This window comes from Bradyrhizobium altum, assembly GCF_020889705.1.
In the GTDB taxonomy this organism is placed as follows: Bacteria; Pseudomonadota; Alphaproteobacteria; order Rhizobiales; family Xanthobacteraceae; genus Bradyrhizobium; species Bradyrhizobium altum.
This window is the reverse complement of sequence record NZ_JACMYP010000015.1, coordinates 13,450-26,051: the sequence shown is the minus strand read 5'-3', so window position 1 is coordinate 26,051 and position 12,602 is coordinate 13,450. Positions and strand designations below refer to the sequence as shown.

Here is a 12,602-nt window from a genome sequence, read left to right as displayed (position 1 = left end):
CCATGAAGAGTAGCGATGAGAGGAGGGAGCGGCCGAGAGGCCGCTCGTCAGACGATAAGCGGGCCCAGATATGGGCCTGCTTGCAGGACGTGATGGACCCCGAACTCGACGAGTCCGTCACCGAGTTGAATTTCGTGACCAAGGCCGCTGTCGACTCGAGGGATCACGTCCACATCGAGTTTCGCTTGCCGACCTATTGGTGCGCCGCCAATTTCTCGTTCCTGATGGCAGACGACATGCGCCGGGCCGTCAGCGCGTTGGATTGGGTCAAGGGTGTCAGCGTGGTCTTGGGTGAACACATGTATGCCGACAAGATCAATGCAGGCCTCGCCCAGGGGCGTTCGTTCCAGGAAACGTTTGGCGCCGAGGCCGATGGCAGTCTCGATGATCTGCGTCAGACATTCCTCGTCAAGGCGTTCCAGCGCCGGCAGGTTGCGCTGCTCAGCCACCTGGCTGCGCTGGGGAAATCGCCAGCGCAGATCGTGAGTTGGACGTTGACGGAGCTGGGTAGCCTGCCGCTCGACGATGCCGGTGAGAAGCTGATTCAGCGCTATCTCGAGCGGCGTTCCGTCGTAGGCCCGGCAAGCGGCGACGGGCCCGCCTTTGTCGACGCGAACGGAGCGCGGCTAACAGCCGAGGGCCTTGCCGGATACGTATCGAGCCTGCGGCGCGTCGGCATCAATGCCGAATTCAACGGTGCGCTGTGCCGTGGCCTGCTTGCCGCGCGGTTCGACCTCGATACACCGTTCGTGCCGAAATCGAAAATGATGCCCGCGTCGTCGGGTACGTGACAGGAGCCGTGATGCCGGCGCGCAGCATCGATCGCCAGTCCAGACCAGACGACCTCAAGGCAAAGTCGGGGATATACAATGCCGAAGATCATGTTGCACGATGAAGCCGCACGGGCCGCGCTGGGCCGGGGCGTCGCCAAGCTCGCCAAGGCGGTACGCGGGACGCTGGGTCCGAAGGGCATGAACGCGATCATGGACCGACCGATCGGCACGCCGATCGTGTCGCGCGATGGCGTCAGCATTGCCAGCGAAATCGAACTTGAATGCCCGTTCGAGAATATGGGCGCGCAGGTGTTGCGCGAGGTTTCAGCGCAGACCAATGAGGTGGCGGGAGACGGTACCACCACGGCCACCGTGCTGGCCGATGTTCTGGTGCAGCAAGGCCTGAAATGCCTGGCGGACGGCGCCAATCCGGTTGAGCTGGTTGAGGGGCTGGAGTTGGCGGTGACCGAGACCATCGCGGCGTTACGAAAGTCGGCGAGACCGCTGCAGGGCTCCGCCGGCGTGCGGGCTGTTGCGAGCATTGCCGCCAACGACACGGCGCTTGGCGACATGGTGGGCGAGGCCTTCGAGCGCGCGGGCAATCACGGAATCGTCGCGGTGGAATTCGGTAACACGGTCGAGACGACGCTGGAAATCGTTGAAGGCATGGCCTTCGATCGCGGCTACCTTTCACATCACATGGTCACCGATGTCGAGAAAATGCAGGTGGTTCTCGACAATCCCTTCATCATGATGACCGATCTCAAGATCCAGACCGGGGAGCAACTGGCTGGCGTGATCTCGCTCATCGAGAAGAGTGGGCAGCCTTTGCTGATCATCGCCGAGGAAGTGGCGCCGTCGGTCATCATGCAATTGCTGGCGCGTCGGGAGAAATCCAATTTCAAGGTCGCCGCGATTCATCCGCCGGAGTTCGGCCATTGGCGCAAGGCGATGCTCGAGGATATCGCGATCACGACCGGAGGACGGGTCATTTCGGCCGATCTGGGCGGAAGGCTCGAGAAGGCGGAGCTGCACGACCTCGGGTCTGCGCGCCAGGTGCGCATTTCCGCCTCGAAGACCTTGATCACGGCGGGCGGTGGCGATCAGAAGGCCATCGCGGCGCGACGCGAGCAGGTGTTGCGCCAATACGATGCCGCTCCCGAAAATATCGAGCGGGACAAGTTCCAGGAGCGCATCGCAAAGCTGTCGGGCGGCACCGCGATGATTCTTGCCGGCGGCGCGACGCCGGTCGAGCAAAAGCGCCGGACCCAGTTGATCGAGGATGCGATCAACGCGAGCCGCGCCGCGATCGAAGAGGGAATTGTGCCGGGCGGCGGAGTGGCCTTGCTCAGGATCGCTGCAAGGCTCGACGAATTGATCAATCGCCTCGATGGAAGCGCCAGGCAGGGCGCCGAGCTGCTGCAACGCGCGCTCAGCCGGCCGCTGTTCTACATTGCTGCCAATGCCGGCCTGAACGGAGAGGCGGAAGTTGCGAAAATTGCCAAGGCCAGCAATGGCCACGGGCTCGATGTACGCAATGGCTCGGCGGTCGATCTTGTCGAAGCTGGCATCATCGACCCGGTCAAGGTTTGCTACAGCGCGGTTCGCAACGCGGCATCGGTGGCCGGACTGATCCTGACGACGCAGACGTTGATCGCCAAGAAGCCGGATGACTACGATCCGACCGCCGGCCCGGCTCGAGGTGGTGGTGCCGAGTTGCTTTGAACGGAGCGGATCGTCGGTTCGAAGCGATCGGTGCTCCCCTTAACCGGGCATGCTGCGATCCTCGCAGCAACGGCGCTTCGAGGTGCGATGGCGTCACTCGGGCTTCTTCTGCCCCAGTGCGCGATAGATGGTGTTTCGCGAGACCCCGAGGCGCCGCGCGGTTTCGCTGACGTTTCCGGCGGTCTCGGCATACACGACAAGGATCCTTGCGCGATGGATGTCGTGGAGTGATCCGGACTCCGTCCCGGGGTGGTGAACGGTGTTCTCCGCGCTTGCTTCGTTGATAGGCCCGTCCACCCTGGCAAGGGTGAATCGCGCCAGAACGTTGCGGAGCTCGCGGACGTTGCCAGGCCAGGGACGTGCGGCGAGATGGGCAATGTCCGTCGGCGTGATTTCGCAGTTCGGGTCGATCGTATTGAGCAGATGGCGAACGATGGCATCAAAGTCGCTGCGATCCCGGAGCCGCGGCAGAGTGACCTCGAGCGTATTGAGACGGTAGAGCAGGTCGGATCGGAACCGGGCTTCGGCGATGGCCTTGTCCAACCTGGCGTTGGTAGCGGAGATGAGAAAGACATCGACCTTCGATCTGACGCCACCGACGGGGCGCACGGTCCAGTCGTCGAGCAGGCGCAGAAGCACCGCCTGCAGCGCGACGGGCATGTCGCCGATCTCGTCAAGGAACAGCGTGCCGCCGTCGGCCTCCTTGACCAGTCCAATCGCGCCGCCGCGCCGCGCCCCGGTGAATGCTCCCTCGGCATAGCCAAACAGCTCGCTCTCGATCAGGCTTTCCGGCAGGGCGGCGCAATTCACGGGGACGAACGCGCCGGTTCGCCCACTCGCCGTATGGGCGTGGCGGGCAAGCTGTTCCTTGCCGGTTCCGGTCTCGCCGCGGATGAGGATGGGCATCTTGCGTGCTGCCGCGGTCTCGACTTGACGGACGATGGCTCGGACCGCGGGGTCGCGCGCAACGAAGCCGGCGGCCGGGCTCTGAACAGACCGCGGTTCCGGCTTCGAATCCTTTCGGGCTGATGATGAGCTCGCGGTCTCGCGGCCTTCAGATTCGGATCTCGATTTCTGGACGTCGCGATGCGTGATCACCTGGCGGCGTCGTGCATGCAGCACCACGATAGCGCCGATGCCGGAGCGTTCGTTCTCGACGAAGTTGAAGCTCGCGTTCGGAAGCAGCTCCTTCAACCTGCTCGGCCACTCATCGAAGGGAACCGTCTTCAAAAAGCGGGTTGGCGCGTCGTTGTGAATGCCGTGGCGATCATGCTGGAGCGCGTTCAGGGCCCGCTCGGTGGCGTGAAGGATCATGCCACGACGATCGAGCACGATGCATTCATCGTTCGCCCATTGCGATCTCTTGGCGAGAAAGCGGCAAAGCAACTCCTCATGTTCCTATCGGACTGATTGGGCCAGGACGCTTTCCACGTGATGGCCGACCGCGACGGCCAAAGCCAGGCTTTGCGGATTGAAGGTGCTTGCAGGACCCGAGATGTCGACCACGCCAAGTAGTTCGCCATCGGTCGGATCATGAACCGGGACGGCAGCGCAGGTCCACCGCTGCACTTCCGAGCAGAAATGCTCTGTACCGCGAATTTGGACAGGTTTCGATTCCGCTATCGCGGCGCCAATCGCGTTGGTGCCGATGTCGGCCTCGCTCCAGCGACCTCCGTGTTCGAGATGGACTGCGCGGCCGGCGTCAATGACCCTGTCGTCGCCCTGCGTATCGATGATCAGTCCACTCGGATCGGTGAGGATCATGATTGAGTTTGCATCGCGCAGGAATGTTTTTGAATTCTCGAGCGCGCAGCGCGCGGCATGACGGAGCGACGCGTATTTGGAGCGATGACGAAACAACTCGGCCTCCGCGACGAGCGGTGCTCGCGCACGGTCGACGGTGACGTGATGGTTCATGGATCGCTGCCACGACGCTGCGACCGAAGATCTCAGATCGGATGACAACGCTCCGCGCTCGACGAACTTCTCCCACGCCGCCAGCACTTCTCGTTGGTCCATCCCGGCTCCTCCGACGTGAAAGGTGCCGGACCCGCTCCTGACAGGCCCTGCGATCATTCACTTGAATGCGGGGGACTGCCTGCGAACTGCCGGTTCGCTCACGCAAAGTCCGATGGCAAGATCCTTCCAGGCCATGGTGACAGCCGCCTGAATCGGATTCCATACCCACCGCACCCGCAGCAAAGCCGACCGCGCCGTCCGATCAACAACCCTTCAGCGTCCCACGTCCCCAACGTCCCAGGCCTTTCTCTCAAGCCCGTTGACCCGATCAGCCTATACTTTTTGAATGGTTCTAGCAAAGGTAGCAATCGGAGTTCCGTCGGGCCGCGGCTCGATCTGTTCGAAAGTCCGGGCTAGCGCCCGCTATAGTGCGGCGCAGCATCCGGGAATGGGGTGCGCCAGCATCTTCGGCCACGTACGAACGGCGGCTTTTGACGAACTACTACGGGTCCCCGCTCGCGCGAGTTAGGCTGCCCTCCGGTAGGAAAACAGAACGTCGGAAATAGTGGGTCTAGCCAAGTAGCGGTCTCCCGCTACCAAGGGTCCCGATTGCGCACCCTAAACTGCGATTTTTTGCGATTTCTCACCCCTGATGGCGTCGGTCGAAGTTCGTTGGCTCGGACCGCACCATCGTCTGCTTTTAGTACGCAACGAATATCGAGTTCTGCGGTCGCGTCCGGTCGGATAGACTGCCAGTCTTCCCGGATAAGCCTCGCAATCGCTCGCAGGTTCAAATCACCCCGCAAGCATCCGATGGCGACGTGCCGAGCATCTCCCTCGGCGCGGCCGTTGCATCAGAAAATGCGATCCGTTGCGGCAGCAGCAAGATGCACCATCGATCACCGACAGCGTTCGGGTTGTTCCGGTGTGTGCCGGTGCGGCAAGTGACCCCCCAGCTAGGCGTGCCCGCGCAGTTGCTGAACTGAGTTTGATTCAGATCAACCGGCGCGATGCGCTTCCATGCTCTGTTTATTGTGCGAGATCCCGGGTCAAATGGGGAGCGCCATGGAAGCCAGGAAGCAAGCTTTGATTCGCCCGGTGCGAGTTGCTGCATACGTCTTGAGCATCGCGGTCGTCTTGATGGCGACGAACTGTCTCGCGATGGAGTTTTCCCGTGTACCGGGGTGTTTCGGAGATGTCTTGAAGCTCAGTGGAGATATTCGGGATGGGGACTTTGTCCGCTTTCGCGGTTATCTGGCTACCGAGCGCCGGATCGTCGGCCTGAATCTCGATTCCGGAGGCGGCTCTCTCTACGAAGGCTTCCGGATCGCCATGCTCGCACACCAGAAGCAGATCGCCACTTACGTTTCCGGAGAATGCGATTCGGCATGTGCTTTTATTTTCCTGGCGAGCAGGAAACGTTATGTGGCACCAAATGCCAAGATCGGCGTCCATTCGATTTCCAATCTACATGGAAACGAGGACAATGGAACAATTCGCGACACGATCAGGCTTGCGAGGTTATCGGCCAAGCTCCGTATTCCTCCGTCGGCCATTGGCAAGATGGTCATGACTCCGCCTGGAAAAATCTCCTATTTGAACAAGGAGGAGCTAGCTTCGCTGAAAGTTATCGAGCGGAATCCGTTCGATCGCGTCGCTCGCACGGTCGCCGCGGAATCAAAGGGCAACTCCGTGTGCGGCGCGGCGCCCTCGAAGAGCGCGTCAGAGGAGGAACGTCCGATGCGGAACGCCACGGGCTCGAAGGGAGGCTAAAGCAAGGCGCCGGTTGAGCGGATCGCGCGCCGAGCGCTCTCATGGCCCAATTGGGCTAGCCAGCGTGTCGCATGTGAACCTGAATAGTTGGCACAAGCTGCACTGGTCTCCCGGATTCACCGTGATCTACAATGACGATCATGGGCCACGGCAGCGACAAATTTTGGCGAGCGCGTCGACCAAGCCGGCCGGCTGGCGCCCGCAATTGGCTGCGTCATTGGCTTGAAGCGGTCGATGGCGACCTTGCCTTCAGGCTATTGGTTATGACAGGCGGGATACTGTCGACTGTCGCGATCGCCTTTGGACTGCTGTCGTCTTGAGCGCGCCTCTCAGCTGAATTTGGGCGAGCTGATGTCGGCGACGAGCCCTGCGGTACGGATCACTCCCGGCGGCAACGAATGCACTTCAGACTAGCTGCAAATTCGATCGGACGTCGAGACCGTCCTGTGGCAAGTCTGGGTGTCGGGGCCTGGGCCACGATCCTCCTGATTTGCCATGCGCAACAGGCGGTCGCGCTGCCGCTTACGCCCTTCCGGTATGAGACCCAGGCTCAGCGGCATTGTCCTGGCGATACCGTGGTTTGGCTCGATTTCCGTCGCGGACGCTTTTATCTCAAGGGCGAGAGCCGCTATGCCAGGGGATTCCACGGCAGCTTCGTGTGCAGCAGCGAAGCCCGCGAGAGCGGCTATCGGCGTTCGCTGCTCGGCCTGCGGTGAGATCGGCGAAGGCCGAGCATGGCACCCGAGGTGTGGCCTACCAACCGTAATAGCGCGGTCGGGCGTAGTAGGCCGGCGCATAGCCGTAGCCTCCGCTCGGCGCACAATAGCCGCCACCATAGCCATAGCCGCCGCCATAACCGTATCCGGCGCCATAGCCATAGTAAGGATAGCCACCGTAGGCCGAACTGGCGATGGCTCCGCCAACGATAGCGCCGGCGGCAGCTGCGCCCCAGCCTCGATAACCCCATCCCCCTCGATAGCCTCCCCAGCCGCCGCGATAGCCCCAGCCGCCGCCGCGCCAGCCGCCCCAACGCACCTGGACGGCGGCATTGTCGACTGCGCCTTTCATGGCGGCGATGTTGGTCGGCAGCGGGGCCGCCTGGCCCGAGCCAAGGCCGGTCGCAATCGCAAGCAGGGTCAAGGCCAGCACGGTTTTGGTGTCCATCATGACGTCCTCCACATCAGGGTGACACGGGTGGTCGTGATCGAATGGCCGTCATCAGACCGGCTTCTCGATCATGCGCAGCCGAGCTTCTCAGCCGCGCGCTGCCCGACGCTTGATCTGAATCAAGCCGTGTGCGGCTAGGCGATGGCACCGCTTCCCATGTGCCTGCTGATGTTCAATCGAAAGCACGCTCTTGAAAACCCTGCGCCAGCTCGTGACCGGAGACGAGTTCATCCAGCTCGCATTTCGCCTCGGGTTGCTGGCGTTGCTGATCTATTGGTCGTTCGTGCTGGTTCGCCCGTTCGTGCCGATCCTGGCCTGGAGCGTGGTGCTCGCGGTCGCGCTCTATCCCGTCTTCACCTGGCTTGCGGGAATGCTCGGCGGTCGCGCGGGCATCGCGGCGCTGGTGCTGACCTTGATCTCCCTGGGAGTCGTCATCGGACCGGCGACCTGGCTCGGGATCGGCGCGGTAGAGGGGCTGAGGGAGCTCGCCGAGCAACTGAGTGCCGGCAACGTTGTCGTGCCGTCGCCTCCGCCGGAGGTCAAGGATTGGCCACTGATCGGCGGCCCACTCCATGAGTTCTGGGATCGGGCGTCGACCAATCTGCGCGCCGTGCTGCGCGAGGTCGTGCCGCATCTGAAGCCGCTGGCTGGGATCTTGTTTGCGTTTGCGAGCAATGCCGGCGTCGGGATGCTAAAGTTCCTGCTGGCGGTCGGCCTGGCGGGGTTTCTGTTTCCCTATAGCTTGCAGCTTGCCGCGGCGTGCCGGAGTTTCCTGTCCCGCATCGTGCCGGAGCAGAGCGAGCACTTTCTCGACCTTGCAGGCGCGACCATTCGGGCGGTCTCCCGCGGCGTCATTGGCATCGCCGTTCTGCAGTCACTGTTGGCCGGCATTGGCTTCAAGCTGGCCGGAATTCCGAGTGCGGGGCTGCTGGCGTTCGTCGTGATGCTGCTGACGATCGTGCAGCTCGGGGCGGCGATCGTGCTCGTTCCGGTCATCATCTGGCTCTGGTCGGCGAAAGACTTCACGACGGCGCTTGCTTTGACGTTGTTCTTCCTGGTTGTCGGCGTCCTCGACAATGTGCTGAAGCCGCTGCTGATGGGGCGCGGCCTGGCCACGCCGGCACCCGTCATCCTCGTCGGCGTGATCGGCGGCACGCTTGCCCACGGCATCGTGGGCTTGTTTATCGGTCCAATCATTCTCGCGGTCGCCTGGGAGTTGATCACGGCGTGGATCCGGGACGACCGCACCCGGCTGGCGGGAGAACGATGATGCTGTTTCAGCTCCTCGTGGGATCGGCGGTGAGCGCGATCAACATCGCGATCCATTCGCTGTGGACGGTCGCCGCCATCGGGTTGCTTCGCAACATTGCCTTGAGCGCGGCCGGCCGGGCGGGGCTACAGCTCAGCGGCGTGATGGTCGCAACCGCGCTTGCGCTGATGCTGGCCCATACTTTGGAGATCGTGGTGTGGTCACTGGCCTATTGGGCGCTCGGCGCCGCGCCCGCCGGCAGCAATCTGCTCTATTTCGCCTTTGTGAACTACACCACGCTTGGCTATGGCGACGTCATCCCGGTTAAGGAATGGCTGCTGGTCGGACCGATGGCTGCCATGAACGGCATTTTGATGTTCGGCTGGTCGACGGCGGTCCTGTTCGAAGTGCTGCAAAAGACCGTCGAGCGCCAGGCGGCGCTCGCGAAATCCTCGTAATGTCGCGGTCAGTTATCCAGCCTGGACAGCTGGTCGCGGTCGACCAGCATGATTTCGCGCTGGTTCGAGCCGAGGAAGTCGAGTGCTCCATAGCCGTGCAGCTTGGACAACGCGCGCGATACTGTCTCCAGGGTCAACCCGAGATAATCGGCGATATCCCGCCGGCACATCGGCAAGGCGACGACGCCGACCCCGGTCAGCCGGCGATCCATTTCGAGCAGAAACGCAGCAACCCGCTCCAGCGCGGTCTTGCGGCCGAGCAGCAGCATGTGATCTTCGGCGTGCTGCAGGTTGCTGGTGGTCATGATCAGCAGGTTGCGAGCCAGGGTAAAATCAGAATCGGCCACCCGTTCGAGGCTCATCCGCCTGATCAGGCGCACGTCAGTGTCGACGACGGCTTCGGCGGTGAAGCGATGGGTTTCGGCATTCTCAAGGCCGAAAATGTCCCCGACGAGGTGAAAGGCGCCAATCTGGCGGCGTCCGTCGGAGAGGAGCTTATAGCTGCGGACTGCCCCTGAAACGACCTGGTAGACGTACTCCGCCGGCTCCTTCTCCCCGTAGATCTCGGAGCCTTTCCTGTAGTGGAATTCGCTGGTGATGCAGTTGGCGTGCCGGGCGGTCAGCCCACCGAGGATGCCCGGTACATTGGCCGGTCTGACATTGACGTGAGCGAACATGGACCAACTCACCTCGTAATGAACTTGCGGCATCTGCAACGGCTCGAAAATTCTTGTCCGCGCGGAATGCTCTACGACAGGGCCCGGCCAGCCTCTATTGGTCTTGAGGTCATTGTCCCAAAGGACAGGGTGCGCGAAATGCGGTAGTTTCTTCGCAATTGGTGCGCACAATCTTAGATTACTTTTCAATTTTCACGACGATAACGGGGTGCTAGTTTTCTTGAACCCGTTGGTCTCCGGCTCCGAGCGCTATGGGCAACGCAATTCGGCTCTCTGGACTGATTATCCTGCTGGCTACGTTGCTGTCGCCGGCGGGTCTCCGGGCGCAAGAGGCGCGTCCACATTCCATGCTGGTGCTGGACCAGTCCGATCGGCGCGGCCCGTTCTACTATCAAGTCTTCGTTGGGCTGAGGGATGCCGTGAGCGCGCACAGTCACGCGCCGACGACCATCTACACGGAAAGCCTCGATCTCAATCGCTTCGGCGGTGAGGCCTATCAGGAGAGTTTCCGGCGGTTTCTCGAGACGAAATATCGCGATCGACCGATCGGCGTCGTGGTTGCCGTCGGAGCGGCTGCGCTCGAGGTTGCGCTCCGCTGGCGCCCGCAGCTTTGGCCCGACACGCCGATCGTCTTCGCGCTGGTCGAGGAGGCCGATTTCGAGCGATTGCGACCGCCTGCCTTTGTCACCGGCGGCATCGTGACCTTGAAGTTCGAGAATGCCGTCTCGGTCGCTCGCGCCGTGGTGCCAGACCTCAAGACCGTCGTGATCGTCGGCGCGGAATGGGAGCGGCAGGTTATCTTTCGTAACTGGAAAGACCAGGTAGCGGCCGGCATTCCGGGCGTCGATATCATCGAGATGGTCGGGCGCCCGATGCCGGACATCATCGGGCAGGTGGCCGCGCTTCCCGACCGCAGCGCGATCATCTATACCGGCCTCTATAGCGACGGCAAAGGCAACTATTATCCACCCTCAGATGCCCTCGCTTTTGTCGCTGCGAAGGCAAATCGCCCTATCGTCGTCTCGGCGGAGACTTTCCTCAGGCCGGGCGGCATAGGCGGATTCGTCATTGTCCCGTCCTTGATCGGTGCCGAGGCGGCAAAAAGGGCACTGCGGCTTCTGGATGGAGAAGCCCCGGAGAACCTGCCGCCGTCGGCCATCGATGCCGTGAGGCCGATCTTCAATTGGCAGCAGATGCAACGCTGGAGTGTCAGCGAAGCCAGTCTGCCGCAAGGCAGCGAAATTCGTTTCCGTGACCCGAGTTTCCTGGAAAAATATCGCTGGCGGGCGATTGCGCTCGCTACGGCGTTGTTGGTCCAGACCTTGCTGATCGCGTTCCTGCTGCACGAGCGGCATATGCGGCGGAAGGCCGAGGTCGAGGCCCGCAATCAACAGTCCCAGCTAGCCCACATCAATCGGCAGGCGACCGCCGGAGAACTGTCGTCCTCGATCGCCCATGAGCTGAACCAGCCGCTGGGCTCGATCCTGACCAATGCCGAGAGCGCGGAGTTGATCCTCGGTTCGCCGACGCCCGACCTCCAGGAGGTGCGCGAAATCATTTCCGACATCAAGCGCGATGATCTGCGCGCGAGCGAGGTGATCCGCCGGATGCGCAGCCTGCTGAAGCGTGCGCCATTTGAGAAGAAGGACATCGACCTCAACCAGTCCATGCGGGAGGCGTTCGATTTTCTCAAGCCGCAGGCCTCGGCGCGCAACGTCGCGATATACCTGCAGACGTCGCCGCAGACGCTGCGCGTGAAAGGTGACCCGGTCCAGCTGCAGCAGGTCATTCTCAACCTCGTGGTCAACAGCATGGACGCAATGGCCAGGATGCCCTACGGACGCACGATCATCGGGCGTACTGAAGTCAATGGAGCGGAGTCGGCCGTGATTTCGATCTCCGATTCCGGCCCGGGAATCCCCCAGGATCGGCTGAACGAGATTTTCGATCCGTTCTTCACCACGAAGGAGCAGGGAATGGGCATCGGCCTGTCGATCGCACGGACGATCGTTCTGGCGCATAGCGGCCAGCTCTGGGCCGAGAACCAGTCCGGGGGAGGAGCGGTATTCCACCTTTCACTGCCGTTGGCGGCATAGCGCGTTTGGGCTCTTACTTTGGCAGCAGGCAGTGCTAATAGGTACGCGGTATTTCGCCGTAGGTTGAGCAAGAGAGAGGAAATGCACGCTTACGTGCATATCGTCGACGACGACGCCTCGTTTCGTACAGCACTCGAGCGCAGGCTCAAGCTCGCGGGCTATCGCGTTGCAACGTACGCCTCGGCCCGGCAACTGCTCGATCGCTTGCCTGGCGACGAGGAGGCCGGCTGCATCGTGCTGGACGTACGCATTCCCGGAATGAGTGGTCCGGAGCTGCAGATCCGTCTTAACGAGCTGGAGTCGACGCTTCCGATCGTGTTCCTCACCGGACATGCCGACACGGCGACGACCGTCCAGGCGATCAAGGCTGGCGCCGAAGACTTCCTGACCAAGCCGATCGCATCAGAACAGTTGATCGAGGCAATCAATCGCGCCGTCGCGCGGCACGAGTTGACCCGGAGCCAGCGAACCAGGCTCGACTCCCTCCGCGCGCTGCTGGCAAGGTTGACCCCACGCGAGCGGCAGGTGTTCGATCTGATTGTGTGCGGTCGGATCAACAAGCAGATTGCGTACGAGCTTGGCACCACGGAGCGCACGATCAAGGCGCATCGCCACCAGGTCATGGAGAAGATGCAGGTGCAGTCACTTGCCGAGCTGGTCTCGATCGCGGAGCGGCTCAACGCGGGCGCGCCCGGCGGCCAAGTCAAGGGTTGATCCGAGCCGCG

Annotated in this window: 12 protein-coding genes and 1 pseudogene; 9 read left to right on the top strand and 4 right to left on the bottom strand. The window is 62.2% G+C overall.

The genetic code is table 11. The annotated features are described in order from the left end of the window. Window positions 1-2 precede the first annotated feature (2 nt). Window positions 3-791: a metal-sulfur cluster assembly factor gene (locus H8B02_RS06890; RefSeq protein WP_283842153.1), complete on the top strand. Its 789-nt coding sequence runs from the start codon at window positions 3-5 to the stop codon at window positions 789-791. A 78-nt stretch (window positions 792-869) separates the two neighbouring features. Beyond that, a complete protein-coding gene (locus H8B02_RS06885) occupies window positions 870-2,498 on the top strand; it encodes a molecular chaperone GroEL (RefSeq protein ID WP_229165546.1) in 1,629 nt (542 codons plus the stop codon). Between the two features lie 93 nt (window positions 2,499-2,591). Here the strand turns inward: H8B02_RS06885 and H8B02_RS06880 are convergent. Next, a pseudogene (locus tag H8B02_RS06880) lies at window positions 2,592-3,494 on the bottom strand (sigma 54-interacting transcriptional regulator); the annotation flags it as partial. Window positions 3,495-3,584: 90 nt separating this feature from the next. On the opposite strand from H8B02_RS06880, the gene H8B02_RS06875 reads away from it, so the two are divergent. Next, the gene (locus tag H8B02_RS06875) at window positions 3,585-3,908 is read left to right on the top strand and encodes a hypothetical protein (RefSeq protein ID WP_229165544.1); all 324 of its coding nucleotides are present in this window, start codon (window positions 3,585-3,587) and stop codon (window positions 3,906-3,908) included. On the opposite strand, the gene H8B02_RS06870 is transcribed toward H8B02_RS06875, so the two are convergent. After that, complete coding sequence (locus H8B02_RS06870; RefSeq protein ID WP_512699903.1) at window positions 3,897-4,517, bottom strand: GAF domain-containing protein; 621 nt, start codon at window positions 4,515-4,517, stop codon at window positions 3,897-3,899. The genes H8B02_RS06875 and H8B02_RS06870 overlap by 12 nt on opposite strands. A 1,005-nt stretch (window positions 4,518-5,522) precedes the next feature. Between H8B02_RS06870 and H8B02_RS06865 the strand changes: the two genes are divergently transcribed. Both H8B02_RS06865 and H8B02_RS06860 read left to right on the top strand, forming a co-directional pair. Further along, the gene (locus tag H8B02_RS06865) at window positions 5,523-6,230 is read left to right on the top strand and encodes an ATP-dependent Clp protease proteolytic subunit (RefSeq protein ID WP_229165542.1); all 708 of its coding nucleotides are present in this window, start codon (window positions 5,523-5,525) and stop codon (window positions 6,228-6,230) included. 398 nt (window positions 6,231-6,628) lie between these two features. Then, window positions 6,629-6,946 carry a hypothetical protein gene (locus tag H8B02_RS06860; RefSeq protein ID WP_376711608.1) on the top strand — a complete coding sequence of 106 codons (318 nt, stop codon included), beginning with the start codon at window positions 6,629-6,631 and terminating at the stop codon, window positions 6,944-6,946. A gap of 37 nt (window positions 6,947-6,983) precedes the next feature. Here H8B02_RS06860 and H8B02_RS06855 read toward each other — a convergent pair whose 3' ends face one another. Then, the gene (locus H8B02_RS06855; RefSeq protein ID WP_229165540.1) at window positions 6,984-7,397 is read right to left on the bottom strand and encodes a hypothetical protein; all 414 of its coding nucleotides are present in this window, start codon (window positions 7,395-7,397) and stop codon (window positions 6,984-6,986) included. Between the two features lie 190 nt (window positions 7,398-7,587). On the opposite strand from H8B02_RS06855, the gene H8B02_RS06850 reads away from it, so the two are divergent. Then, window positions 7,588-8,667 carry an AI-2E family transporter gene (locus H8B02_RS06850; protein WP_229165539.1) on the top strand — a complete coding sequence of 360 codons (1,080 nt, stop codon included), beginning with the start codon at window positions 7,588-7,590 and terminating at the stop codon, window positions 8,665-8,667. Further along, window positions 8,667-9,104 (top strand): potassium channel family protein, encoded by a 438-nt coding sequence (locus H8B02_RS06845; RefSeq protein ID WP_229165538.1) that lies wholly within the window; start codon window positions 8,667-8,669, stop codon window positions 9,102-9,104. Before H8B02_RS06850 ends, H8B02_RS06845 begins: the two co-directional genes overlap by 1 nt. Window positions 9,105-9,112: 8 nt before the next feature. On the opposite strand, the gene H8B02_RS06840 is transcribed toward H8B02_RS06845, so the two are convergent. After that, complete coding sequence (locus H8B02_RS06840) at window positions 9,113-9,781, bottom strand: helix-turn-helix domain-containing protein (RefSeq protein WP_229165537.1); 669 nt, start codon at window positions 9,779-9,781, stop codon at window positions 9,113-9,115. Window positions 9,782-10,032: 251 nt separating this feature from the next. On the opposite strand from H8B02_RS06840, the gene H8B02_RS06835 reads away from it, so the two are divergent. Together H8B02_RS06835 and H8B02_RS06830 are read left to right on the top strand one after the other, a co-directional pair. After that, window positions 10,033-11,877 carry a sensor histidine kinase gene (locus tag H8B02_RS06835; protein WP_312000669.1) on the top strand — a complete coding sequence of 615 codons (1,845 nt, stop codon included), beginning with the start codon at window positions 10,033-10,035 and terminating at the stop codon, window positions 11,875-11,877. 81 nt (window positions 11,878-11,958) lie between these two features. Then, window positions 11,959-12,591 (top strand): response regulator transcription factor, encoded by a 633-nt coding sequence (locus H8B02_RS06830; protein ID WP_229165578.1) that lies wholly within the window; start codon window positions 11,959-11,961, stop codon window positions 12,589-12,591. Window positions 12,592-12,602 lie beyond the last annotated feature (11 nt).

What these genes read in the sequence shown, in the direction of transcription:
- H8B02_RS06890 (WP_283842153.1), top strand. Translation starts at nt 3, where the DNA reads ATGAAGAGTAGCGATGAGAGGAGGGAGCGGCCGAGAGGCCGCTCGTCA.
- H8B02_RS06885 (WP_229165546.1), top strand. Translation starts at nt 870, where the DNA reads ATGCCGAAGATCATGTTGCACGATGAAGCCGCACGGGCCGCGCTGGGC.
- H8B02_RS06875 (WP_229165544.1), top strand. Translation starts at nt 3,585, where the DNA reads ATGCGTGATCACCTGGCGGCGTCGTGCATGCAGCACCACGATAGCGCC.
- H8B02_RS06870 (WP_512699903.1), bottom strand. Translation starts at nt 4,517, where the DNA reads ATGGACCAACGAGAAGTGCTGGCGGCGTGGGAGAAGTTCGTCGAGCGC.
- H8B02_RS06865 (WP_229165542.1), top strand. Translation starts at nt 5,523, where the DNA reads ATGGAAGCCAGGAAGCAAGCTTTGATTCGCCCGGTGCGAGTTGCTGCA.
- H8B02_RS06860 (WP_376711608.1), top strand. Translation starts at nt 6,629, where the DNA reads ATGCACTTCAGACTAGCTGCAAATTCGATCGGACGTCGAGACCGTCCT.
- H8B02_RS06855 (WP_229165540.1), bottom strand. Translation starts at nt 7,397, where the DNA reads ATGATGGACACCAAAACCGTGCTGGCCTTGACCCTGCTTGCGATTGCG.
- H8B02_RS06845 (WP_229165538.1), top strand. Translation starts at nt 8,667, where the DNA reads ATGCTGTTTCAGCTCCTCGTGGGATCGGCGGTGAGCGCGATCAACATC.
- H8B02_RS06840 (WP_229165537.1), bottom strand. Translation starts at nt 9,781, where the DNA reads ATGTTCGCTCACGTCAATGTCAGACCGGCCAATGTACCGGGCATCCTC.
- H8B02_RS06835 (WP_312000669.1), top strand. Translation starts at nt 10,033, where the DNA reads ATGGGCAACGCAATTCGGCTCTCTGGACTGATTATCCTGCTGGCTACG.
- H8B02_RS06830 (WP_229165578.1), top strand. Translation starts at nt 11,959, where the DNA reads ATGCACGCTTACGTGCATATCGTCGACGACGACGCCTCGTTTCGTACA.